Origin of the sequence: Reyranella sp. (assembly GCF_965249915.1) — a bacterium.
Lineage (GTDB): Bacteria > Pseudomonadota > Alphaproteobacteria > Reyranellales > Reyranellaceae > Reyranella.
In genome coordinates, this window is sequence record NZ_OZ252257.1 from 228,987 (window position 1) to 250,454 (window position 21,468).

The following is a 21,468-nucleotide window of genomic DNA, read 5'->3' on the forward strand; positions in this document are numbered from 1 at the left end:
CATGAGCCAGGCCTACGATCGCAACCGGCTCGTCGAGCTGTTCGGCGGTGACGCCGCCACGGTTGCCGAGATCGAACGCGAGTTCCTCGACGCGGCGCGTGACGCCCAGGACGAGATTCGCGGGACCGACGACCTGGAGACGATCGCGCGGGCGGCGCACCGGGTGAAGGGGGCTTCCGGCATGATCGGCGCGCTGGCCCTCGGGAGGGTCGCCGATGCCGTGGAGCGCGCGGCGCGGGCGCGGGACCTGGCGGGCGTGCGCGGCCTCGACGAAGCCTTGACGCTGGAAGTGGCGCGGGTGGCTGCCCAGGCGGGCGCGGATCAGGCCCGCGGCTTCAGCATCACCGTTGCGGAGTAGGAGAGCAGGGCCTTGCCGTTCTGTTCCAGAAGGCCCCGCAGGAAGGAAATCGACCGACCCTGCTTGGGCACTTCCACGCGCGTGACCAGCGGCGCGGAGATGTCGCCGGCGGCGAGGAACTCTGCGGCGAAGGAGACGGTGGTCGGCGCGAGATCGCTCGTTATCGCCGCGGCGCGCGTGATGGCGGTGTCGGCGAAGCTCATCATGTAGCCGCCATGCAGGGCGCCGCCGGAGTTGCACATGCGTGCCAGCGTCGGCTGCACCAGCGAGGCGCCATCGGCTTCCTTGCGCACGAAGGCCGGGCCGATATGGGTGGAATAGGCGCTCGCCTTGAAGGGCTCGAAGCCCTCGGGCACGACCTGCGGCGGCAGCGCGACGCGCGACGGCGCCTGCTCGTCCTTGCGCGCCATCGCCTTGGCGCGCGCGACGTGGCGGCACACACCCGACCACAGGGCGATCGTGCGGCCTTCCTGGGTGATCGAGCCGCGCGCGAAGGCGAGGCGGCCCGTGACCTGCAGCGGCTCGCCGCGTGCTTCCAGGGGCGGGCCGATGCGGGCGCCGTTCAGGAACTCGACGGCGATGCTCACCGTCATGGCGAAGGAGCTGTTGGTGCCGCCGTCGGCGGCTCGGCCGGCCACCAGGCAGAGCGCATAGTCGGCGAAGGTCAGGATGCCGCCGCCATGCACGCCGCCCATGTAATTGCCGTGGCGCGCGAGCGTCGGCAGCACGCAATGAACCGTGCCGGCCTGACGGGCATCGCCCTGGAGGTCGAAATAGAACGGCCCGACATGGTCCTCGAACGGATCCGGCGGCACGAACACGGTGTAGCGCGAGAGGTCGATGCCCCAGGAGGCAAGGTCGGGAATGGTGTCGGGCATTGGCTCTTGTGAAGCTGCGTTGGCGGGTTCTAATAGGGGAGAATCAGCCAATCACAAAGAGCCACGGAGCGAAACGTCATGGCGGAAGCCGCGCACAAGATCGAGGTCCGGCGCGACAAGCGCGATGCCGGCACGGTGGCCCATCTCGTGTTCGACAATGCGCGGCGTCTCAACGTCCTGAACCCGGCGGCCCTGCACGATCTCACCGCGACCTTCCACGCGCTGTCGGCCGAGGAAGACCTGCGCGTCGTCGTCTTCTCGGGCGCCGGCGGCCGGGCGTTCATCGGCGGCGCCGACATCAACCACATGGCGGGGATGCGCACGTCGGAGGACGGTCGCGCCTTCATCACCATGGTCCACAAGCTCTGCCAGTCGATCCGCGACTGTCCCGTGCCGGTGATCTGCCGCATGGAAGGCTACACGCTGGGTGCCGGTCTCGAAGTGGCGGCGGCCTGCGACCTGCGCATTGCCACCGACACCGCGCATTTCGGCATGCCCGAGGTGAAGGTCGGCATTCCGTCCGTCGTCGAGGCGGCGTTGCTGCCCCGCCTGATCGGCTGGGGACGCACCTCGTGGATGCTGCTGACCGGCGAGAACATCGATTCCCGCAAGGCCGAAGCCTGGGGCATGGTCGAGGAGGTCGTCGAGACGGCCAAGATCGACGCGGCCATCGAGCGCTGCGTTCATTCGATCGTCGATGCGACGCCGCTTGCCGTGCGCGCGCAGAAGCGCCTGATGCGGCGCTGGGAGCGACTGCCGCTCGACGAGGCGGTGCAGGCCGGCATCGATTCCTTCGCCCAGTCGGTCGCCGAGGGCGAGCATATCGAGCGCATGGGAGCCTTCGTCAATCGCAAGAAGAAGTAAGACGACAAGAAGAAAGAAAACAGGGAAGGAAACGAGACCATGATCGACCGGCGTCAGTTCCTCGTGTCCTCGGCGGCGGCGGCACTGGTGCCGGCGGCCTCGACCGCGGCCCTGGCCCAGGCCGCGTGGCCCACCAAGCCGATCAGCATCGTGATCCTGTTCGCTGCCGGCAGCGGCACCGACACGATGGCGCGCATCTTCGCCGAGAAACTCTCTGCCCAGGTCGGACAGCCGGTCACCGTCGACAACAAGCCCGGCGCCAACGGCACGATCGCCGGCGCCTTCGTGGCGCGCGCCGCGCCGGACGGTCACACGCTGATGTTCACCTCGAACACCTCGCATGCCGCCGCCGCGGCGCTGGTGAAGAACCTGCCCTACGACCAGGTGACGGATTTCGAGGCGATCGGGCTCGTCGGCCTGGTGCCGTTCTGCATCGTCGCCCATCCGAGCGCGCCCTTCGCTACCATTCAGGAGCTCGTGACCTACGCCAAGGCCAATCCGGGCAAGCTTTCCTACGGCACCGGCAACAGCACCGGCGTGGTCGCCGGCGAAACGCTGAAGCGTCTGCTTGGCTTCGATGCGGTGCAGGTGCCCTACAAGAGCGTACCGCCGGCATTGAACGATGTCCTGAGTGGCACACTGCAATACATGGTCGCCGACATGGGCACCGTGCTGCCCCACATCAAATCGGGACGCGTGAAGCCGATCGCGTCGATCTCCAGCGAACGCTCGCCCAACCTGCCCGACCTCAAGACCCTGCGCGAGCAGGGCATCGAATTCGACCTGGACGGCTGGTACGCCATGTTCGCGCCCGCCAGGACACCGCGGCCGGTCGTCGACAGGGTGAACGCGATCATCCGCGAAGAGTACTCGAAGCCAGAGATGCAGCAGCGCATGCGCGACTTCAACGTGATCCTGAAACTCGGCTCGCCGGAAGACCTGCTCGCCTTCCAGAAGGCCGAGATCGAGAAATGGACGAAGCTCGCGCGCGACGCGGGCATCCAGCCGGAGGGTTGAGCATGTCAAAGACTGTCCGCATCGGCTGCCATTCGGGCTTCTGGGGCGATACGGAAACCGCCGCGGTCCAGCTCGTGCGGCATGGCAACGTCGACTATCTGGTCAGCGACTATCTCGCCGAAGTCACCATGTCGATCATGGCGGCGCAGAAGCTGCGGAACCCGCAGGCGGGCTATGCGGTCGACTTCGTGTCGGTCGTCATGGCGCCGCTGGCGCGTGAGATCGCCGAGAAGAAGATCAAGGTCGTGACCAATGCCGGTGGCGTCAATCCGCTGGCCTGCCGCGACGCCGTGCTCAAGGCCTGCGAGGCGGCCGGCGTGACGCTCAAGGTTGCCGTCGTGCTGGGCGACGACATCCTGCCGCGCGTCGACGAGTTCCGCGCCGCCGGCATCCGCGAGATGGATACGGGCGCCGAGCTGCCGTCGAAGATCGCCAGCATGAACGCCTATCTCGGCGGCTTCCCGATTGCCCGGGCGCTGGACGAGGGCGCCGACGTGGTGATCACGGGGCGCTGTGTCGATTCGGCGGTGACGCTGGGCGCGCTGATCCACGCGTTTTCGTGGACGCCGCAGGAATTCGATCGCCTCGCCGCCGGCACGCTGTGCGGTCACATCATCGAATGCGGCGCCCAGTGCAACGGCGGCAACTTCACCGATTGGCGCCTGGTGCCGGACTACGACAATATGGGCTTTCCGATCGCCGAAGTGTCGAGCGACGGCAGCTTCGTGCTCTCCAAGCCCGACAATACCGGCGGCCTCATCACCACCGCGACGGTGGCCGAGCAGATGCTGTACGAGATCGGCGATCCGCGTGCCTACATGGTGCCAGACGTCGTGTGCGACTTCACCGAGGCGACCTACGAGCAGGTGGCCAAGGACCGTGTGCGGGTGAGCGGCGCCCGCGGCCGGCCGCCCACGGATACCTACAAGGTCTCGACGACCTGGCCCGACGGCTACAAGTTCACCTCGATCTTCATGCTGGGCGGACGCGAGGCGGTGGCCAAGGGCCGCCACAGCGCGGAGTCGATCATCAAGAAGACCCGCCGCATGTTCGCCGAGAAGGGCATGTCGGATTATCGCGACGTCAGCGTCGAAGTGATCGGCAGCGAAGCGACCTACGGGCCGCATGGGCGTGTGCCCGACACGCGCGAGGTCGTCGTGAAGATCGCCGCAAAGCACGATCAGAAGGAGGCGCTGTCGCTTCTCGGCCGCGAGATCTCGCCCATGTCGACGGGGGGCGTGGTCGGCATGACCGGCAGCTTCGGTGCCGGGCGCGTTTCGCCGTCGCCCGTCATCCGCATGTTCTCCTGCCTCGTGCCGAAGTCGATGGTGCCGGTCACGGTCGACGTCGGTGGTCACCAGATCGCGATGCAGGAAGGCGCGCTGAGCGGCGGCTTCACGGCTGCCCAGCTTCCGGTCGAAGCACCGGCCGCGTCGCCCCCGCCAATGGGCGACACCACAACCGTGCCGCTGATTGCGTTGGCTTACGGCCGCTCGGGCGACAAGGGCGACAATGCCAATATCGGCATCTTCGCGCGCCAGCCGGACTACGAGCCCATCCTCGAGGCCGAGGTGACGGAGGAGGCGGTGGCCCGGTACTTCGCGCACCGTATCCAGGGACCGGTTACGCGCTGGCGCCTGCCGGGCATCAAGGGATTCAACTTCCTGCTGCGCAAGGCGCTCGGCGGCGGCGGCATGGCTTCCCTCAAGGCCGATCCGCTGGCCAAGGCCTTCGCCCAGATGCTCCTGGACATGCCGGTCCGCGTTCCGAAATCGCTGGCAGCGAAGGTCGGAATCTAGAGTCAGTCGCTGCGAAAGGATGCCGCCGCAGGCGCGGCAGGCCCGTCCGGTCGGCTCCGCCGGGCGATGGGGCAGTCTGTCTTCACGAAAGGACGAGAAAGAGCGCGGCCTGCCTGCCGAAGCCCAAGCAATTTGCGCATTGCGGGATAATATATATCAATTGACATAGTATATCGATCGACACTAAAAAGCTCCGGTCAGCGTTTGCCAGGTGACCATGATCGATACACAAGCTTCGGGCCGTGGTCGGCCCGCTCTGCAGGCGAGGGGTGAAGACACCCGCCGCCGCATCTTGGTGGCCGCCCTCGATCTGTTCGCCGCCCATGGTTACGAGGGCGCCAGTACCCGGCAGATCGCCGAGGGGGCGGGCGTGAACCTGCCGGCAATCCAGTATTATTTCGGCAACAAGGAAGGCCTGTACCGGGCGATCATCGAGGACATCGTGGCCGACACGGAACGGCACATGGCCGAGGTGCTGCCGCGCGTGCGCGCGGCGCTCGACGATCCGGCCGCCGCATCGCCCGAACTCGCCGAACTCCTCTGCCAGACGCTCGAAGCCTTCGTCACCGTGGTGACGAGCGGCCCCCAGGTCGACAGCCGCCGCCTGATCTTCGCGCGCGCCGAGGTCGAAGAAACGCCCGGGCTCGACCGGATGCACGAGAGCGGCATGCAGCAGATCTTCAATCCCTGCCTCGCCCTGTTCGCCCGCATTCATGGCAAGTCCGAGGACGACCCGGAGATGACGATGCGCACGATGGCGCTGATCGGGCAGGTCGTCATCTTCTGCAACAGCCATAAGCGCCCCATCCTCAAGGCGGTTGGCCTGGACGGTGAGAATGTCCAGTTGATGAAGCAGATCGTGCGCGATCAGACGTCCGCCATCTGCCGCGCCGCCGCGTCCGAAAAGTAGCTGACGAGTTAGATCATGAACAGGCGTTCGCCCTTTCTCGTGGCCCTCACGGCCTTCCTCCTCGCCAGCTGCACGGCCGGTCCGGATTTCGTTAAACCCGACAAGCCGACATCGACCGGCTATACGCCCGAGGCGCTGGCGCCGCAGACCAGTTCCGCAGCAGGGCCCGGTGGCGCACCCCAGACCTTCGTGCCGGAACAGGACATTCCCGGCGAATGGTGGGTGCTGTTCCAGTCGCCGCAGCTCGACACGCTGGTCCGCGAATCGCTGCGCGCCAATCCCGACGTCGACGCCGCCCAGGCGGCGCTGCGTCAGGCGCGGGAACTCTACTTCGCCCAGCAGGGCGGCCTGTTTCCGACGTTGAGCGGCAACGGCTCGGGGCAGCAGCAACTCGCCTCTCCGGCTTCTCAGGGGCAGACGGGCGCTGGGGTCATGTACGGCGTCACGGCGGCGTCGCTCAACATTTCCTATACGCCCGACGTATTCGGCGGCGTGCGGCGCCAGGTCGAATCCAAGGAAGCCGCGGCGGAGAACCAACGCTTTCAGCTCGAGGCGACGTATCTCACGCTTTCCTCCAACGTCGTCGTCGCCGCGATCAACCTCGCCTCGCTGCAGGCCCAGATCAACGCGACCAACGACATCATCAACATCCTCAACAATTCGCTGTCGGTGGTGCGCCGCCAGTTCGACCTGGGTGGTGCCTCGCGCGCCGACGTCCTGGCCCAGGAGGCCGCCCTCACGCAGACCCAGGCGACCTTGCCGCCGCTGCAGAAGCAGCTTGCCCAGCAGCGCAACCAGCTCATGCGCCTGGTCGGCCGTTCGCCGGACCAGGATCGCGGTGAGAGTTTCGATCTCGCCAAGCTCAAGCTGCCGCAGGAACTGCCGCTCAGCCTGCCCTCGTCCCTGGTCGAGCAGCGGCCCGACGTGCGCGCCGCCGAGGCACAGCTCCGCGGCGCCAGCGCCGATATTGGAGTCGCGGTCGCCAACCAGATGCCGCAGTTCACCATCACCGGCCTGCTGGGGTTCACTTCGGGCGGGATCAGCTCGCTGATCGTGCCGGGCTCGGGCGTATGGAGCATCGGCCTCGGGATCGCGCAGACCGTGTTCGACGGCGGCAGACTCGACCATCAGCGCCAGGCCGCGATCGCCGCCTATGAGCGCGCGGCCGCGCAGTATCGCGGTGTGGTGCTGTCGGCCTTCCAGGATGTCGCCAACGCGCTGCGGGCCGTGCAGTACGATGCCGACACGCTGCGCGCCCAGGTCGCTGCCGAGCAGACAGCGGCGGCGAGCCTCAGGCTTTCCGAACAGCAGTACCAGCTGGGCGCAGTGAATTATCTCACTCTGCTCAATGCACAACAGACGTACCAGACCGCGGTCATCAACCGGCTGAAGGCGCAGGCGGCGCGCTACTCCGACACGGCGGCGCTGTTTCAGGCGCTGGGCGGCGGCTGGTGGAACCGCACCGACGTCGATCCGAAATCGATGGGCACGCCGACCCGCTTTGCGCTGCCCCCGATCCAGGACATCAAGCTTCCGCGCGCGGGTCACTGAGCCGCCGCTCCCTCGAACTCACATCAAGTCATCCTGATCAGCTCAAGAGGCATAAGATGATCAAGCGAATGCTCATCATGCTCATTCTCGTCGGCGCGGTGCTCGGCGGGTTGTTCGGCTTCAAGACCTTCGTCAACGGGAAGATCAAGGAAGCCATGGCCGGCATGGCCAACATGCCCCAGACCGTCTCCGCCACGAAGGCCGAGACCAGCGACTGGCAACCCAAGATCGATGCGGTCGGCAGCCTGCGCGCCGTGCGCGGGGCCGAGCTGTCGCTTGAAGTGGCGGGCGTCGTCGAGACGATCACCTTCCAGTCGGGCGACGAGGTGAAGGCCGGGCAGGTGCTGCTGACCCTGCGCAAGGAAGACGAGGAAGCCCGGCTTCAGTCTCTCGAGGCGACGGCTTCCCTCTCGCAGATCACCTACGACCGTGACGTCAAGCAGCTCAAGGCGCAGGCGATCAGCCAGGCCGTCGTGGACAGCGACGAAGCCAATCTGCGCAACGCCCGCGCCCAGGTCGCCGTCCAGAAGGCGATCCTCGACAAGAAGACGCTGCGGGCGCCGTTCGACGGCAAGCTCGGCCTGCGGCAGGTCGATCTCGGCCAGTTCCTGGCGGCCGGCACCATGATTGCGACCCTGCAGTCGCTGGACCCCATCTTCGTCGACTTCCTGCTGCCGCAGCAGACAGTGGCGCAGATCGCGGTCGGCGACAGGGTGAGGGCGAAGATCGACGCCTTCCCCGGCCGGACGTTCGAAGGGAAGATCACGGCCATCAATCCGAAGATCGAGACGGGCAGCCGCAACGTGCAGGTGCGCGCCACTCTGCCGAACGCTGACCAGAAGCTGCTGCCCGGCATGTTTGCCACGGTTGAGCTGGACACCGGCGCGGCGCAGCGTCTGGTCACGCTGCCGCAGACGGCGGTGAGCTACAACCCCTACGGCTCGCTGGTCTACATCGTCGATGACAAGGGCAAGGGCGCCGATGCCAAGCCCGCGCTCGTCGCGCGACAGGTCTTCGTCACGACGGGCGCGACGCGCGGCGACCAGGTGGCGATCCTGAGCGGCGTTTCCGAAGGCGACACGGTCGTCACCTCCGGCCAGATCAAGCTGCGCAACGGCGTGCCGGTGCTCATCGACAACCGTGCGGTGCCGACCAACGACGCTGCTCCGAAGATCGCCGACAAATAGCCAGCCTGCAGGACATCGTCCCATGAAATTCACCGATATCTTCATCCGCCGCCCGGTGCTGGCGAGCGTGGTGAGCCTGCTGATCCTGGTCGTCGGCCTCCGCGCCATCAGCGCTCTGCCGGTGCTGCAATATCCGCGCACCGAAAATGCCGTCGTCACGATCACGACGACCTACTACGGCGCCGATCCGGACGTGATTGCCGGCTTCATCACGACTCCGCTGGAGCAGGCGGTCGCCCAGGCCAATGGCATCGACTACATGACGTCGACCAGCCAGAGCGGCGTCAGCACCATCACGGTCTATCTCCGTCTCAACTACGATTCGAGCAAGGCGCTGACGGAGATCAATACCAAGGTGAGCTCGGTGTTGAACCGGCTGCCCAGCGGGACGCAGCAGCCCGTGCTGACGGTAAAGATCGGCCAGACGATCGACGCCATGTATATCGGTTTCAACAGCAAGGAGCTGGCACCCAACCAGATCACCGACTACCTCGTGCGCGTCGTGCAACCCCGGCTGCAGGCAGTCGAAGGCGTGCAGACGGCCGAGTTGCTGGGCGCAAAGAACTTTGCACTGCGCGCCTGGCTCGATCCGCAGAAGCTCGCCGCCTATGGGCTGACCGCGGCCGATGTCGGCCTGGCGCTGACGGCGAACGACTATATTGCAGGTCTCGGCACGACCAAGGGCCAGATGGTGCAGGTGACGCTCAAGGCGTCGACGGCGCTGAGCTCGCTGGAGGAATTCCGCAACCTCGTGCTGAAGCAGGACAAGGGCGCGATCGTTCGCCTCAGCGACGTGGCCAACGTGACCCTGGGTTCCGACGACTACGAATCCGAAGTGAGCTTCGACGGCCAGAAGGCGGTCTATATCGGCATCCAGGTGGCGCCGGCGGCCAACCTGCTCGATGTGATCAAGGGTGTGAAGGATATCTTTCCGTCGATTCAGGCGCAGCTCCCGCAGGGGCTGAACGGACAGATCATCTACGACTCGACGGAATTCGTGAACAGCTCGATCGAGGAGGTGATCCACACCCTGCTCGAGGCGCTGGTGATCGTGACGCTGGTGGTCTTCGCCTTCCTGGGGTCGTTCCGCTCGGTAATCATCCCGGTGATTGCCATTCCCCTGTCGCTGATCGGCACCTTCGCCATGATGGCCGTCTTCGGCTTCTCCATTAATCTGCTGACCTTGCTCGCGCTGGTGCTGGCGATCGGCCTCGTGGTCGACGACGCCATCATCGTCGTGGAGAACGTGAACCGTCACCTCGAGGAGGGGCAGAAGCCTCTTCCGGCTGCAATCCAGGCGGCGCGCGAACTGGGCGGGCCGATCATCGCCATGACCGTGGTGCTGGTCGCCGTCTATGTGCCGATCGGCCTGCAGCGCGGCCTGACGGGCGCCCTTTTCACCGAGTTCGCCTTCACCCTCGTGGGCGCCGTCACAATCTCGGCGATCGTCGCGCTGACGCTCTCGCCCATGATGTGCTCGCTCATGCTGAAGCCGCACAGTCACGACGACCGCGGCTTGGAGGCGCGCCTGATCCGCGCCATCGACCGCGTCTTCGACCGCCTGCGGCGCGGTTATTCCCGCTGGCTGACCGGCAGCCTGAAGTACCTGCCGGTGACCGCGACCTTCGCCGTTCTGGTGCTCGGCAGCATCTTCTACCTCTACTCTGCCACCAGCAGTGAGCTGGCACCGCAGGAGGATCAGGGCATCATCATCGGCTTGGCGACCTCGGCGCCGAACTCGACCATCGACCAGCGCCAGATCTATTCGCGCGAAATCTACAAGATCGGCGCCAGCCATCCGGAAACCGATCACGTCTTCCAGCTCGATGTGCCCGGCCAGTCGATCGCGGGCTACGTGCTCAAGCCGTGGGACAAGCGCACCATGACCTCCAACCAGCTTCAGCCGATCGTTCAGCAGGAGCTGGCAGGTGTCGCCGGCGCACAGGTCGTGGCTTTCCAGCCGCCGCCGCTGCCGGGCTCGAACGGCCTGCCGGTGCAGTTCGTCATCAACACCACGGGCGGCTTCGAGGCGCTGAACGACGTGGCGCAGAAGTTCCTGCAGGAAGCGCTCGCCACGGGCCGGTTCATCTTCCTCAACACCGACCTCAAGATCGACGCGCCGCAGGCCACGGTGGTAATCGATCGCGACAAGGCGTCGGCGCTCGGCCTGCAGATGAGCGACATCGGCGGCGCCCTGGGCTCGATGCTGGGCGGCGGCTACGTCAACTACTTCGCGCTGGACGGCCGCTCCTACAAGGTGATCCCGCAGGTCCAGCAGTCGTCGCGGCAGAACGTCGACCAGATCCTCGACTACCACATCAAGGCAGCCGACGGCACGACGGTGCCGCTGTCTACCGTGGCGTCGATCGCCACCAAGGCGATCCCGCAGTCGCTCAACCACTTCCAGCAGCTCAACAGCGCCACCATCCAGGGCGTCGCCTTCCCCGGCGTGTCGCAGGCCGAGGCGCTGGACACGTTGAAGGAGCTGGCGCAGCGCACGCTGCCCCAGGGCTACTCGATCGACTATGGCGGCGCGTCGCGCCAGTACGTGCAGGAGAGCGGTGGCTTCATCGTCACCTTCGGCTTCGCGCTGATCATCATCTACCTGTCGCTCGCCGCGTTGTTCGAAAGCTTTCGCGATCCGCTGATCATCCTGTTCTCGGTGCCGATGTCGATCGCGGGGGCGCTCATCTTCCTGATGGCGCTGAGCACGGTGGGGATGCCGGGGGCGACCCTGAACATCTACACCCAGGTCGGCCTGGTCACCCTGATGGGCCTGATCAGCAAGCACGGCATCCTGATCGTCGAAGTCGCCAACGAACTGCAGGAAGCCGGCAAGTCGCGGCGCGAGGCCATCCAGGAAGCCGCCGCCGTCCGTCTGCGGCCGATCCTGATGACCACGGCGGCGATGGTGCTGGGCGTCGTCCCGCTGATCGTGGCCACCGGCGCGGGCGCATTGTCTCGCTTCTCGATGGGCCTGGTGATCGCCAGCGGCCTCGCGGTTGGCACGCTGTTCACCCTGTTCGTGGTGCCGGCCGTCTACGTGATGCTGGCGGCGGACCATTCGAAGAAGCGGGGCGCCGTCGAGTCCGTCGAGGCCCCGGCGGCGGGCGACTGACGCGGGAGCCGATATTCGACCGGGGCGGCAGACAGGACTGCCCCGGCCGCCCCGCAATGGTGTATCCTGTCTTCGATGAACGCCCCCTCGAAGCAGGTCCCGGAGAAGGACGAACGCGCCGAACGGCTTGCCGCCGCCCTGCGCGAGAACCTGAAGCGGCGCAAGGCGCAGGCGCGCGCCAAGGGGGGCGTCCCGAAACCGGCGGATACGGGACAGGACGTTGGCCGGACCGCAGGCAAGACCGGCGGTTGAGCCGACCCCCTCCCTCGTTTAGAAGCGCCCTCAATGAGCATTCTCTCGGACCGCTGGATTCGCCGCATGGCGCAGGAGAAGGGCATGATCGAGCCCTTCGTCGACGCCCAGAAGCGGGAAGGCGTCATTTCATACGGCCTGTCCTCGTACGGCTACGACGCCCGCGTCGGGAATGACTTCAAGATCTTCACCAATGTGAATTCCTCGGTGGTCGACCCCAAGAACTTCGACCAGCAGAGTTTCGTCGACCGCAATACCGACGTCTGCATCATCCCGCCGAATTCCTTCGCGCTCGCCCGGACGGTGGAATATTTCCGCATCCCGCGTGACGTTCTGGTGATCTGCGTCGGCAAATCGACCTACGCGCGCTGCGGCATCATTGTGAACGTGACGCCGCTCGAGCCGGAGTGGGAGGGGCACGTGACCCTGGAATTCTCCAACACCACGCCGCTGCCCGCGAAGATCTACGCCAACGAGGGCGCCTGCCAGTTCCTCTTCCTCCAGGGCAACGAGCCCTGCGAGGTTTCCTACCGGGACAAGGCCGGCAAGTATCAGGGGCAGCGCGGCGTCACCCTGCCGAAAATCTGAGCGGAGGCGACCATGGACAGAATTCGCATCAGGGGCGGCCGCCAGCTCAAGGGCCAGATCCGCATCTCCGGCGCCAAGAACGCGGCCCTGCCGCTGATGGTCGCCTCCATGCTGAGCGACCAGCCGCTCACCCTCCATAACGTGCCGCGGCTCGCCGACATCACGACCATGATGCAGCTGCTGCGCCAGCACGGCGTGGAGATCGACGCCACCGCCGGCGAGAACGGCCACAGCCACGGCACGACCATGGTGCTGAAAGCGTCGAAGATCACCTCGACCACGGCGCCGTACGACATCGTGCGCAAGATGCGCGCGTCGATGCTGGTGCTGGGCGTGCTGCTGGCGCGCGAGGGGCAGGCCAAGGTCTCGCTGCCGGGCGGCTGCGCCATCGGCGCCCGGCCCGTGGACCTCCATATCGCCGGCCTGCGGGCGATGGGCGCGGAGATCGACATCGACGGCGGCTACATGGTCGCGCGGGCCCCCAACGGCCTGAAGGGCGCACGCTACACTTTCCCCAAAGTGTCGGTCGGCGCCACCGAGAACCTGATGATCGCGGCCGCGCTCGCCAAGGGCACGACCGTGCTCGACAATGCCGCGCGCGAGCCCGAAATCGCCAATCTTGCCGAGTGCCTGTCGGCGATGGGTGTCCCGGTGGGCGGGATCGGCACCGAGACGCTGACCATCGAGGGCGTGACCTCGTTCGACGCCATCGAGCACGCGGTCATTCCCGATCGTATCGAGACCGGCACCTATGCCATGGCCGTCGCCATGACGGCGGGCGACGTCGAGCTGATCGGCGGCCGGGTCGACCTGATCGACACGGTGGCGGCCAGCCTGCGCGCGGCCGGCGTCACCCTCGAGGACACCGAAAACGGCATGCGCGTGCACCGGACCAACGGCGCGCTGCACGGAGTCGACGTGATGACGGAGCCTTTCCCGGGCTTCCCGACCGATCTCCAGGCCCAGATGATGGCTCTGATGACGCGGGCCGAGGGCGCCTCGATGATCACCGAAACCATCTTCGAGAGCCGCTTCATGCACGTGCCGGAACTGGCGCGCATGGGCGCCAACGTCACCATCCATCACCAGTCGGCGCTGGTGCGCGGGGTTCCCAAGCTGCGCGGCGCCGAGGTCATGGCGACCGATTTGCGGGCCTCGGTGTCGCTGGCGATCGCCGGCCTGTCGGCCGAGGGCGACACGATGCTGCATCGCGTCTACCACCTCGATCGTGGCTTCGAGCGGCTGGAGGAGAAGCTCAGCGCCTGTGGCGCCGACATCGAGCGGCTGAAGGCCTGAAGCGCATGACGGCCAAGCTGAAGCTGAGCGCACTCGATGCCGACGACCTGGCCATCCTTTCGGCCGCCATCCAGGATGCGCTGGTGGCGGTTCGAGACTGCGCCTTCCTGAAGGACGAAAAGCGCTTCGTCCTGTTGCTGAACCGGTTCCGCTGGGAAGCCGATCCGGACGCTGGAAACGGCCATTCCCGGACCCATTCCGCCCTCGTTTTCAACGAGGTGACGGCCGTGCGGCACCATGACATCCCCACGGCTGAGCCCGATCGGATGCTGGAACTGCTCGCGGTGGCGTTGGAAAACGACCATTCAGTCCTGCTGCGCTTTTCGGCCGGTCGGGCTATCCGGCTGGAAATCGGCCGGCTCGCATGCCATTTGGGGGATGTCGGTGAGCCTTGGCCCACCCCCTGGAAGCCCGCCCACCCGGTCGAATAGCCTTTTCGGCTCCGGCGAGGGGCGGGCATTCGTTACTGGAGAGTCGTCGTGTCGAGCGAGGCCAACGAAAAGCTCATTCTGGCGCTGCCCAAGGGCCGTATCCTCAAGGAAGCGGCCCCCGTCTTCGCCCGCGCCGGCATCGAACCGGAGCCGGCCTTCGCCGATCCGGATGCCCGCCAGCTCCGCTTCACGACCAACCATCCCGACCTCGACATCATCAGGGTGCGCTCGTTCGACGTCGCGACCTTCGTGGCCTTCGGCGCCGCCCATCTCGGCATCGCCGGCGCCGACGTGCTCATGGAGTTCGACTATCCCGAGATCTATGCGCCGATCGATCTCGGCATCGGCAAGTGCCGCCTGGCCGTCGCCGAGCCCGTCGAGATGGCGGGCAACGACGATCCGCGGCGCTGGAGCCACGTGCGCATCGCCACCAAGTATCCCGAGGTGACGCGCAAGCATTTCGCCGCGCGTGGCGTGCAGGCGGAGTGCGTCAAGCTCTCGGGCGCGATGGAACTCGCGCCGTCGCTCGGCCTCAGCCACCGCATCGTCGATCTCGTCGATTCCGGCCGCACGCTGAAGGAGAACGGCCTGGTCGAGATCGAGCACATCGCCGACATCACCTCGCGCTTCATCGTGAACCGTGCCGCGCTCAAGACGCGGCCCCAGCGGGTCGGCCATTGGATCGACCGTTTCCGCGACGTTGCCCTTGGGGCTTCCCGTGCCGCTTAGGCTGGACGCTTCGGCGCCGGGCTTCGACAAGGAGTTTTCGGCCTTCCTCGGGCGCAACCGCGACACCGACGAGAACGTCGACCGCGTCGTCGCCGGTATCGTGGCCGACGTGCGGGCGCGCGGCGACGCGGCCGTCGTCGACTACACCGCCAAATTCGACTGGGCCGGCATCACGGCGTCCAACATGCGCGTCTCCGAAGCCGAGCGCGATGCGGCGGCGGCGCAGGTTCCGGCGGCGCAGCGCGAGGCGCTGGCCTTTGCGGCCCGGCGTATCGAGGTCTTCCACCGTGAGCTGATGCCGAAGGATGTCGACTTCACCGATGCCTCGGGTACGCGGCTGGGCGCGCGCTACCGGCCGGTGGATGCGGCCGGAGTCTACGTGCCGGGCGGCACGGCGGCGTACCCGTCCTCGGTTCTGATGAACATCGTGCCGGCCAAGGTCGCAGGCGTTGGCCGCATCGTCATGGTGGTGCCCACTCCCGGCGGCACGCTCAATCCCCTGGTCATGCTCGCGGCACGGATCGCCGGCGCCGACGAGATCTGGCGCATCGGCGGCGCTCAGGCGGTGGCGGCCCTGGCCTACGGCACGCAATCCATCAAACCGGTCGACAAGATCACCGGGCCCGGCAACGCCTATGTCGCCGCCGCCAAGAGGCGCGTGTTCGGCCAGGTCGGCATCGACCTCATCGCCGGCCCCTCCGAGATCCTCGTTGTTGCCGACCGGCACAACGACCCTCGATGGATCGCGGCCGACCTATTGTCGCAGGCCGAGCATGATCCGTCCTCGCAATCGGTGCTGATCGCCGACGATGCGGCCTTCGCCGATGCCGTCATGCATGCCGTCGAAGGCGAGCTCAAGTCCCTGGCCCGTGCCGAGATCGCGGCGGCGAGCTGGCGCGACAATGGCGCCGTCATCCTCGTGCCGGACTTCGAGGCCGCGCCTGCCATCGTCAACGCGATCGCCGCCGAGCATGTCGAGCTCGCGATGGAAATGACAGAGGCCGAGGCGCTGTCGCAGAAGATCCGCCATGCCGGCGCGATCTTCCTCGGTCGCCACACGCCCGAGGCGATCGGCGACTATGTCGCCGGCACGAACCACGTGCTGCCGACCTCGCGCGCCGCGCGTTTCTCCGGCGGCTTGGGCGTCTCCGACTTCCTCAAGCGCACCTCGCTGGTTTCCTGCACGCCGCAGTCGCTCGCCGCGCTGGGCCCCTCCGCCGTGGCGCTTGCCGATGCCGAAGGGCTCGGCGCTCACGGCCGTTCGGTCTCACTCCGGCTGGGTCGGTAGCAATGCCGGACGGCCCGACCGACAGGACGCGGCGCATCGTCGACGTCGTGCTGGATGAGGAATCGGTCGCCCGCCGCGCGCCCGAAGTCGAGCACGAGCGGGCCGTCGCGTTGTTCGACCTGATCGAGGAGAACGACTTTCGCCTGGTCGGCAGCCAGCCTGGCCCGTATCGGCTGCGCATCGGCATCTTCGAGCAGCGCCTGGTGTTCGACGTGCGCAACGAGGCTGACGAGAAGCTGCGCGACATCGTCCTGTCGCTGACGCCGTTCCGCAAGGTCGTGAAGGACTACTTCCTGATCTGCGAGAGCTACTATGCCGCCATCAAGAAGCTGGGCCCGTCGCAGATCGAGGCGCTCGACATGGGACGTCGCGGCCTGCACGACGAGGGGTCGGAGCTGCTGCGCGAGCGGCTCGACGGAAAGATCGAGGTCGATCACGACACGGCCCGGCGGTTGTTCACGCTGATCTGCGCCCTGCACATCAAGTCGTGAGCGGGCAGGGGCGATGATCGGACTGCCGTCCAGCCTGCTCTTTGCCTGCAGCGAGAATTCGGTCCGGTCGCCGATGGCCGAGGCGCTGGCCAAGCGACTCTACGGTCACCGGGTCTATATCGATTCGGTGGGCGTGCGCGCGAGCGAGGTCGATGGGTTCGCGGTGGCCGCGCTCGACGAGATCGACATCGACGTTCACCGCCACCACGCCAAGACCTTCGATGACGTCGATGCCGCGTCTTTCGAGTTGATCGTCACACTGTCGCCGGAAGCGCATCACAGTGCGCTCGAATTCACGCGGGGGACGGCGACTGAGGTCGAGTATTGGCCGATGCCCGACCCCAGCGCCGTGGAAGGATCGCGGGAGACGCGACTCGATGCCTACCGTCACACCCGAGATCAGGTGCTGACCAGACTGAAGGCGCGCTTCGGGATACCCATCACGCCCTCGGTCTGACCGTCTGCACTTAACGCTGGGTGACGTGCCCTGCGGGGTCGAGCGTGATCATGTAGTAGGTGTCGCCCTTGAGGGCCTGGCCCTGCCAGCTTCCGTCGTTGTTGCGCATCAGCAGGGTGACGCCGTTGTAGCCCGCATCGTGGATCTGCTGGCGTGCAATGGCGCCCTCGGCCGTCGGGGTCCAGTTGGGCGCCGTCGTCGGGGTGAAGATCTTGTTGGGCTCGGTAGCGGGTTCGCGACCGGTCGGCATGCCTTGCGCCTGGACTGCATTCGTCGCGAGGACCGCGGCGCCGACCAGTGAAACTGCAAGCAATGTCCGGTTCATGATGTCTCTCCTCAGGTGCGAAGCGCTGCCACACTGGAGCGCCTTCGCCCGGGAGCATTTCTGAATCCGATTTGTGAGTGGATTGTGGCGTCGTCGCGCTCGTGCGTGCAGGCGAGCCTCCCGCTTCGCACGAGCACTTGTAAGGACGCTGTCAGCGGGTGGTGTCGGAACCCGCGTACCAGGCTGCGCGATGCGAGCTATAGCGCGGCACGGGCAGGTTGATGAGGTCCATGAACACCGAGGCGCCGCCGTCGGCGCCTGCGAGGTTGCCCTCGAGCACGTCGACGTCGAAGGTCAGCTTGTCGCCTTCGAGCTTCGGCGACTTCAGGGTCACGACGGCATCCACGACGCTCGCCTTTTCCTTGTTCAGCACCGAGACCGTGGCGTTGGGCGGATCCTTGGCGAAGGAGTTGGGTGCCTTCGCCGTCCATTCTTCCAGCACGTGCGCGAGCATCGCGTGGCCCGCCGAGCGCACCGGGCGGTCGGCGAAGACGATGACGCTTGGCGCGATGCCTTCGAGGATCAGCTTGTTGTCCTGCAGCTTGGCGCTGCGGGCATTGAGCACGAACATCGACGGGATGAGGCGCGGATGGCGCGCCGCACCGACCACCTTGGGCTGGCCCTGGACCGAGGCGGCGGCGGGTGCGGCCGGCTGGGTCTGGGCGGCCGCGCCGAGGGCGAGACCGAGCGTGGCGGCGGCGGTCGCTAGGGCGACGGAGAGTCGGAAGGTCTTCATGAGGATCACCGTGCGGCTCAGTAGCAGGGCAGGAGGGGCGGCTTGCCGCAGCTCGGCGCGTTGTAGCGCTGCTGGTAGCGGGGATCGATGTCGGGCGGCGGCGGTGCGCCGGCGCCGCTGTTGGAGCCGCCGCCGGCATACGGATACGGATTGACGGGTTGCGTCGGCGAGGGATTGGACCAGCCGCTAAACGTGCTGGTGCCGTCCGGATCACCGATCGCCGGCGTCTCGCCGCCGGTCGTCTGGCTCTGGCCGTAATACTGGGCGCCGTGCGAGCCGATGCCGAACCAGATCGTGTCGATGAACACCGAGGCCGGACCGTCGGCGGCGCCGAGGCTGCCCTCCAGCACGTCGACGTCGAAGGTGAGCTTCTCGCCCTCCAGCTTGGCCGTCTTCAGGGTCACCACCAGGTCCGAGACGCTGGACCCGTCTTTCTGGAACACCGAAACCGTCGCGTTCGGCGGATCCTTGGCGAAGCTGCCGGTGCGCCAGATGTCGGCCATGTCGGGCGTCACCATGTGGCCGACTGAGCGCTTGGGCCGGCTGGTGAACAGGGTCGCCGTGGGCAATACGCCGTCGAGGACCAGCTTCTGGCCGTCGAGCTTGGCGCCGCGGGCATTGATGACGATCAGGGCCGTCGAATACTGCCGCTTGGCCGGCTTGCCGATGGTCTTCTGCGCCGGATGGGTAATGGCGTTGGGCGGAGGCGTGGGAGCCGGCGTCGCCTGGGCGAATGCGAGCGCCGGCGTCAGCAGCAGGGCGGCCACAAGGCCCGACATGCACGTTGAGTTCATCTTTTGCTGGTCCTTCTTTCCCCGGCGTCCGCAGCCGCGACCTGTATAAGGGAGGCGCGCTCCCGTGAGAAGGCCGGCCATCCCCGCCGTCCCCGGCGCCGCCATTGACTTACCCCCTCCTGCGGCCCATTTTCCGGCCGCTTTCCCAGAAATTCACCCCAGCCGGAGGCCGGATGGCCAAAGAAGACCTGATCGAATTTACGGGCGTCGTCGCCGAGTTGCTCCCCAATGCGATGTTCCGGGTGAAGCTCGACAACGACCACGTCATTCTCGCCCACACGTCGGGCAAGATGCGCAAGAATCGCATCCGCGTTCTGGCAGGCGACCGCGTCACCGTCGAGATGACGCCCTATGACCTGACCAAGGGCCGCATCACCTTCCGCTTCAAGTAGGCGTTGCGCGCCTCGCCGATCCCCCCGCTCGTACTGGCCTCCGCGTCACCGCGACGGCTCGACCTGTTGCGACAGGTCGGCCTCGAGCCCGCGGCGATCGACCCCGCCGATATCGACGAGACGCCCCTGACGGGCGAGTTGCCGCGTGCCTATGCGCTGCGCATGGCGCGGGCGAAGCTTGCCGTCGTGAAGGCGCGGCATGCCGGTGCTCTCGTGCTGGCGGCCGACAGTGTCGTGGTCTGCGGGCGGCGCATCCTGCCGAAGGCGGAATCCGAAGCCGAAGCACGGCTTTGCCTCTCGAAGATGTCGGGTCGCCGTCATCGCGTGCTGGGCGGCGTCGCCGTCGCCGGTGCCGACGGCAAGGTGCGCACACGCCTCGTCGAGACGATCGTGCGCTTCAAACGCCTTGAGCCAGGCGAGATCGCTGACTATCTCGCCAGCGGCGAATGGCAGGGCAAGGCCGGCGGCTACGCCATCCAGGGCCGGGCCGCCGCCTTCGTCGCGTTCCTGTCCGGCTCCTACAGCAATGTCGTCGGATTGCCGCTGTTCGAAACTGTTTCACTTCTGAACGCCTCCGCGCCGTGAGTCGGGTCGATCGCCTCGTTTGCCACGTGCTGCCCAAGGCGTTCCTGATGGCGCTGGTGGCGGACGGCCGTCTCGTCGAGCTGCAGGTCGTTCGTCGCGACAAGCCCTCGAGGGTCGACAGCATTTTCCTGGGCAGACTGGAACGGGTGATGCCCGATCTCGATGCCGCCTTCGTCGATCTCGGCCTGGATCGCTCGGGCTTCCTGCGTGCCGCCGATCTTTCGGGCGTCGATGGCTGGCCGCCGCCCGGCGCGCCGGTACTCGTGCAGATCCGTAGTGACGGCGAAGGCGACAAGGGTCCGCGGCTTTCGATGAACATCGCCATCAGCGGCCGCTATCTCGTCCACCATCCCCACGGCACCGGCGTGACCTTCTCTCGCCGCATTGAAGGAGAGTTGGAGCGCGACCGCCTGCGTGGCCATGTCGAGGGCCTGCTCGAAGGTGGAATCGTGTTGCGCACCGCTGCCTTGGGCGCGACGGCTGACCTGCTGCAGGCCGATGCCACCCGCGTGCTCGAGCGCTGGGAGAAGGTGAGGCGCCTGGCGCTCGACGTCGAGCCGCCGGCCGACCTGTCGTCGCGCATTCCGGGCGAGCGCGACCCGATCGCGCGGGCCTTGCGGGATCATGGCGCGGGCCTCGAGGAGGTCATCATCGACGACCGGGCGATGGCACGCACGCTGCAGGACAAGATGGACCGGCTGGGCGAGAAGATCCGCGTCCGCTGGCACAACGGGACGATGCCGGCCTTCGACATCGACGATGTCGCGGGGCAGATCGACACCGCGCTCGCGCCGCGCATCGCGCTGCAGAGCGGGGTCGAGGTGCTGTTCGAACCCGGCGAGACGCTGTGCGCCGTGGACGTCGACAGTGCGAGTGCGGGCGGCCGCCAGGGCCGCGCGCCGCGCCGTCCGGTCGACGTCAATCTCGAGGCGGCACCGGCGATCGCCCAGCAGCTCAGGCTGCGCAACATCGCGGGGGCGGTGGTCGTCGACTTCGTCACCATGCGAAGCGCCTACGACCGCGACAAGGTCCAGGCGGTTCTGGCCGAACATCTGGCCAGCGACCCGGTGCCGACCCAGATCTACGGTTTCACCCGGCTCGGCCTGTTCGAGTTGACCCGCGCCCGGCGCGGCCCGACCCTGGCGGCCCAGCTCGAAGCGCTGGAAAAGAGCGATGACTGACCGATCCCCGCCGCTGCGCGCCGTGCGCATCGAACCGAAATGCCCGACCTGCGGAAAGCCCGCGGACCCGAAATACAAGCCGTTCTGCCGCAAGCGCTGCGCCGACATCGATCTCGGCCGCTGGCTCAAGGAAGGCTATCGCGTGCCGACCGACGAGGCCCCCGGCGAGGAAGACCTCGACGACAGGGGCGGCGCGTCTGGACAGCGGGGCTAGCCCGTCCTATAAGCCCGGCCGCCAACG

General features: G+C 66.9%; 24 protein-coding genes. 20 read left to right on the top strand and 4 right to left on the bottom strand.

Features of this window, described 5'->3' with window-relative positions; all coding sequences use genetic code 11:
- Window position 1: 1 nt before the first annotated feature.
- Window positions 2–358, top strand: coding sequence for an Hpt domain-containing protein (locus tag ACP15H_RS01090; protein ID WP_425064383.1), 357 nt, complete (start codon window positions 2–4; stop codon window positions 356–358).
- On the opposite strand, the gene ACP15H_RS01095 is transcribed toward ACP15H_RS01090, so the two are convergent.
- Window positions 322–1,236, bottom strand: a complete 915-nt coding sequence (locus tag ACP15H_RS01095; RefSeq protein WP_425064384.1) for a PaaI family thioesterase — start codon at window positions 1,234–1,236, stop codon at window positions 322–324. The two genes, ACP15H_RS01090 and ACP15H_RS01095, sit on opposite strands and share 37 nt — an antisense overlap.
- 78 nt (window positions 1,237–1,314) lie before the next feature.
- Here ACP15H_RS01095 and ACP15H_RS01100 point away from each other — a divergent pair, with 78 nt between their 5' ends.
- From ACP15H_RS01100 to ACP15H_RS01170, 15 genes are all read left to right on the top strand, one after another.
- Window positions 1,315–2,100 carry an enoyl-CoA hydratase gene (locus tag ACP15H_RS01100; protein ID WP_425064385.1) on the top strand — a complete coding sequence of 262 codons (786 nt, stop codon included), beginning with the start codon at window positions 1,315–1,317 and terminating at the stop codon, window positions 2,098–2,100.
- A 39-nt stretch (window positions 2,101–2,139) separates the two neighbouring features.
- Window positions 2,140–3,117, top strand: coding sequence for a Bug family tripartite tricarboxylate transporter substrate binding protein (locus ACP15H_RS01105; RefSeq protein WP_425064386.1), 978 nt, complete (start codon window positions 2,140–2,142; stop codon window positions 3,115–3,117).
- A gap of 2 nt (window positions 3,118–3,119) precedes the next feature.
- Window positions 3,120–4,916: an acyclic terpene utilization AtuA family protein gene (locus tag ACP15H_RS01110; RefSeq protein ID WP_425064387.1), complete on the top strand. Its 1,797-nt coding sequence runs from the start codon at window positions 3,120–3,122 to the stop codon at window positions 4,914–4,916.
- A gap of 217 nt (window positions 4,917–5,133) precedes the next feature.
- Entirely contained in the window at window positions 5,134–5,826 is a 693-nt protein-coding gene (locus ACP15H_RS01115) for a CerR family C-terminal domain-containing protein (protein WP_425064388.1), read from the top strand.
- 15 nt (window positions 5,827–5,841) lie between these two features.
- Entirely contained in the window at window positions 5,842–7,377 is a 1,536-nt protein-coding gene (locus ACP15H_RS01120) for an efflux transporter outer membrane subunit (protein WP_425064389.1), read from the top strand.
- 56 nt (window positions 7,378–7,433) lie between these two features.
- Window positions 7,434–8,564 carry an efflux RND transporter periplasmic adaptor subunit gene (locus tag ACP15H_RS01125; protein ID WP_425064390.1) on the top strand — a complete coding sequence of 377 codons (1,131 nt, stop codon included), beginning with the start codon at window positions 7,434–7,436 and terminating at the stop codon, window positions 8,562–8,564.
- A gap of 22 nt (window positions 8,565–8,586) precedes the next feature.
- A complete protein-coding gene (locus ACP15H_RS01130) occupies window positions 8,587–11,682 on the top strand; it encodes an efflux RND transporter permease subunit (protein WP_425064391.1) in 3,096 nt (1,031 codons plus the stop codon).
- A 75-nt stretch (window positions 11,683–11,757) separates the two neighbouring features.
- On the top strand, window positions 11,758–11,934 hold the full coding sequence (locus tag ACP15H_RS01135) for a hypothetical protein (RefSeq protein WP_425064392.1): 177 nt from the start codon (window positions 11,758–11,760) through the stop codon (window positions 11,932–11,934).
- 33 nt (window positions 11,935–11,967) lie between these two features.
- Window positions 11,968–12,522, top strand: coding sequence for a dCTP deaminase (gene dcd / locus ACP15H_RS01140; protein WP_068190442.1), 555 nt, complete (start codon window positions 11,968–11,970; stop codon window positions 12,520–12,522).
- 12 nt (window positions 12,523–12,534) lie between these two features.
- A complete protein-coding gene (gene murA / locus ACP15H_RS01145) occupies window positions 12,535–13,818 on the top strand; it encodes a UDP-N-acetylglucosamine 1-carboxyvinyltransferase (protein ID WP_425064393.1) in 1,284 nt (427 codons plus the stop codon).
- 5 nt (window positions 13,819–13,823) lie between these two features.
- Window positions 13,824–14,249, top strand: a complete 426-nt coding sequence (locus ACP15H_RS01150; protein ID WP_425064394.1) for a DUF2948 family protein — start codon at window positions 13,824–13,826, stop codon at window positions 14,247–14,249.
- Between the two features lie 48 nt (window positions 14,250–14,297).
- Window positions 14,298–14,978 (top strand): ATP phosphoribosyltransferase, encoded by a 681-nt coding sequence (gene hisG / locus ACP15H_RS01155; RefSeq protein ID WP_425064395.1) that lies wholly within the window; start codon window positions 14,298–14,300, stop codon window positions 14,976–14,978.
- Complete coding sequence (gene hisD, locus ACP15H_RS01160; RefSeq protein ID WP_425064396.1) at window positions 14,968–16,266, top strand: histidinol dehydrogenase; 1,299 nt, start codon at window positions 14,968–14,970, stop codon at window positions 16,264–16,266. The genes hisG and hisD overlap by 11 nt, the downstream gene beginning before the upstream one ends.
- Window positions 16,267–16,268: 2 nt before the next feature.
- Window positions 16,269–16,757 carry a UPF0262 family protein gene (locus ACP15H_RS01165; protein ID WP_425064397.1) on the top strand — a complete coding sequence of 163 codons (489 nt, stop codon included), beginning with the start codon at window positions 16,269–16,271 and terminating at the stop codon, window positions 16,755–16,757.
- A gap of 13 nt (window positions 16,758–16,770) precedes the next feature.
- Complete coding sequence (locus ACP15H_RS01170; protein WP_425064398.1) at window positions 16,771–17,214, top strand: low molecular weight phosphatase family protein; 444 nt, start codon at window positions 16,771–16,773, stop codon at window positions 17,212–17,214.
- Window positions 17,215–17,224: 10 nt separating this feature from the next.
- On the opposite strand, the gene ACP15H_RS01175 is transcribed toward ACP15H_RS01170, so the two are convergent.
- The 3 genes from ACP15H_RS01175 to ACP15H_RS01185 form a co-directional block, all read right to left on the bottom strand.
- Entirely contained in the window at window positions 17,225–17,539 is a 315-nt protein-coding gene (locus tag ACP15H_RS01175; RefSeq protein ID WP_425064399.1) for a hypothetical protein, read from the bottom strand.
- A gap of 151 nt (window positions 17,540–17,690) precedes the next feature.
- Window positions 17,691–18,275, bottom strand: a complete 585-nt coding sequence (locus ACP15H_RS01180; RefSeq protein ID WP_425064400.1) for a hypothetical protein — start codon at window positions 18,273–18,275, stop codon at window positions 17,691–17,693.
- A gap of 17 nt (window positions 18,276–18,292) precedes the next feature.
- A complete protein-coding gene (locus ACP15H_RS01185) occupies window positions 18,293–19,054 on the bottom strand; it encodes a hypothetical protein (RefSeq protein WP_425064401.1) in 762 nt (253 codons plus the stop codon).
- Window positions 19,055–19,242: 188 nt separating this feature from the next.
- Here ACP15H_RS01185 and infA point away from each other — a divergent pair, with 188 nt between their 5' ends.
- From infA to ACP15H_RS01205, 4 genes are read left to right on the top strand one after another with little or no spacing between them, the layout of a single operon-like run.
- Window positions 19,243–19,461: a translation initiation factor IF-1 gene (gene infA / locus ACP15H_RS01190; RefSeq protein WP_295137458.1), complete on the top strand. Its 219-nt coding sequence runs from the start codon at window positions 19,243–19,245 to the stop codon at window positions 19,459–19,461.
- Between the two features lie 3 nt (window positions 19,462–19,464).
- Window positions 19,465–20,046 (top strand): Maf family protein, encoded by a 582-nt coding sequence (locus tag ACP15H_RS01195; RefSeq protein ID WP_425064402.1) that lies wholly within the window; start codon window positions 19,465–19,467, stop codon window positions 20,044–20,046.
- Window positions 20,043–21,227 (top strand): ribonuclease E/G, encoded by a 1,185-nt coding sequence (locus tag ACP15H_RS01200; RefSeq protein WP_425064403.1) that lies wholly within the window; start codon window positions 20,043–20,045, stop codon window positions 21,225–21,227. Before ACP15H_RS01195 ends, ACP15H_RS01200 begins: the two co-directional genes overlap by 4 nt.
- Window positions 21,220–21,441, top strand: coding sequence for a DNA gyrase inhibitor YacG (locus ACP15H_RS01205; protein ID WP_425064404.1), 222 nt, complete (start codon window positions 21,220–21,222; stop codon window positions 21,439–21,441). Before ACP15H_RS01200 ends, ACP15H_RS01205 begins: the two co-directional genes overlap by 8 nt.
- The last annotated feature ends 27 nt before the right edge of the window (window positions 21,442–21,468 follow it).

Bases quoted from the DNA above. Each gene is read 5' to 3' on its own strand.
- ACP15H_RS01090 (WP_425064383.1), top strand. From the start codon at position 2: ATGAGCCAGGCCTACGATCGCAACCGGCTCGTCGAGCTGTTCGGCGGT.
- ACP15H_RS01095 (WP_425064384.1), bottom strand. From the start codon at position 1,236: ATGCCCGACACCATTCCCGACCTTGCCTCCTGGGGCATCGACCTCTCG.
- ACP15H_RS01100 (WP_425064385.1), top strand. From the start codon at position 1,315: ATGGCGGAAGCCGCGCACAAGATCGAGGTCCGGCGCGACAAGCGCGAT.
- ACP15H_RS01105 (WP_425064386.1), top strand. From the start codon at position 2,140: ATGATCGACCGGCGTCAGTTCCTCGTGTCCTCGGCGGCGGCGGCACTG.
- ACP15H_RS01110 (WP_425064387.1), top strand. From the start codon at position 3,120: ATGTCAAAGACTGTCCGCATCGGCTGCCATTCGGGCTTCTGGGGCGAT.
- ACP15H_RS01115 (WP_425064388.1), top strand. From the start codon at position 5,134: ATGATCGATACACAAGCTTCGGGCCGTGGTCGGCCCGCTCTGCAGGCG.
- ACP15H_RS01120 (WP_425064389.1), top strand. From the start codon at position 5,842: ATGAACAGGCGTTCGCCCTTTCTCGTGGCCCTCACGGCCTTCCTCCTC.
- ACP15H_RS01125 (WP_425064390.1), top strand. From the start codon at position 7,434: ATGATCAAGCGAATGCTCATCATGCTCATTCTCGTCGGCGCGGTGCTC.
- ACP15H_RS01130 (WP_425064391.1), top strand. From the start codon at position 8,587: ATGAAATTCACCGATATCTTCATCCGCCGCCCGGTGCTGGCGAGCGTG.
- ACP15H_RS01135 (WP_425064392.1), top strand. From the start codon at position 11,758: ATGAACGCCCCCTCGAAGCAGGTCCCGGAGAAGGACGAACGCGCCGAA.
- dcd (WP_068190442.1), top strand. From the start codon at position 11,968: ATGAGCATTCTCTCGGACCGCTGGATTCGCCGCATGGCGCAGGAGAAG.
- murA (WP_425064393.1), top strand. From the start codon at position 12,535: ATGGACAGAATTCGCATCAGGGGCGGCCGCCAGCTCAAGGGCCAGATC.
- ACP15H_RS01150 (WP_425064394.1), top strand. From the start codon at position 13,824: ATGACGGCCAAGCTGAAGCTGAGCGCACTCGATGCCGACGACCTGGCC.
- ACP15H_RS01165 (WP_425064397.1), top strand. From the start codon at position 16,269: ATGCCGGACGGCCCGACCGACAGGACGCGGCGCATCGTCGACGTCGTG.
- ACP15H_RS01170 (WP_425064398.1), top strand. From the start codon at position 16,771: ATGATCGGACTGCCGTCCAGCCTGCTCTTTGCCTGCAGCGAGAATTCG.
- ACP15H_RS01175 (WP_425064399.1), bottom strand. From the start codon at position 17,539: ATGAACCGGACATTGCTTGCAGTTTCACTGGTCGGCGCCGCGGTCCTC.
- ACP15H_RS01180 (WP_425064400.1), bottom strand. From the start codon at position 18,275: ATGAAGACCTTCCGACTCTCCGTCGCCCTAGCGACCGCCGCCGCCACG.
- ACP15H_RS01185 (WP_425064401.1), bottom strand. From the start codon at position 19,054: ATGTCGGGCCTTGTGGCCGCCCTGCTGCTGACGCCGGCGCTCGCATTC.
- infA (WP_295137458.1), top strand. From the start codon at position 19,243: ATGGCCAAAGAAGACCTGATCGAATTTACGGGCGTCGTCGCCGAGTTG.
- ACP15H_RS01205 (WP_425064404.1), top strand. From the start codon at position 21,220: ATGACTGACCGATCCCCGCCGCTGCGCGCCGTGCGCATCGAACCGAAA.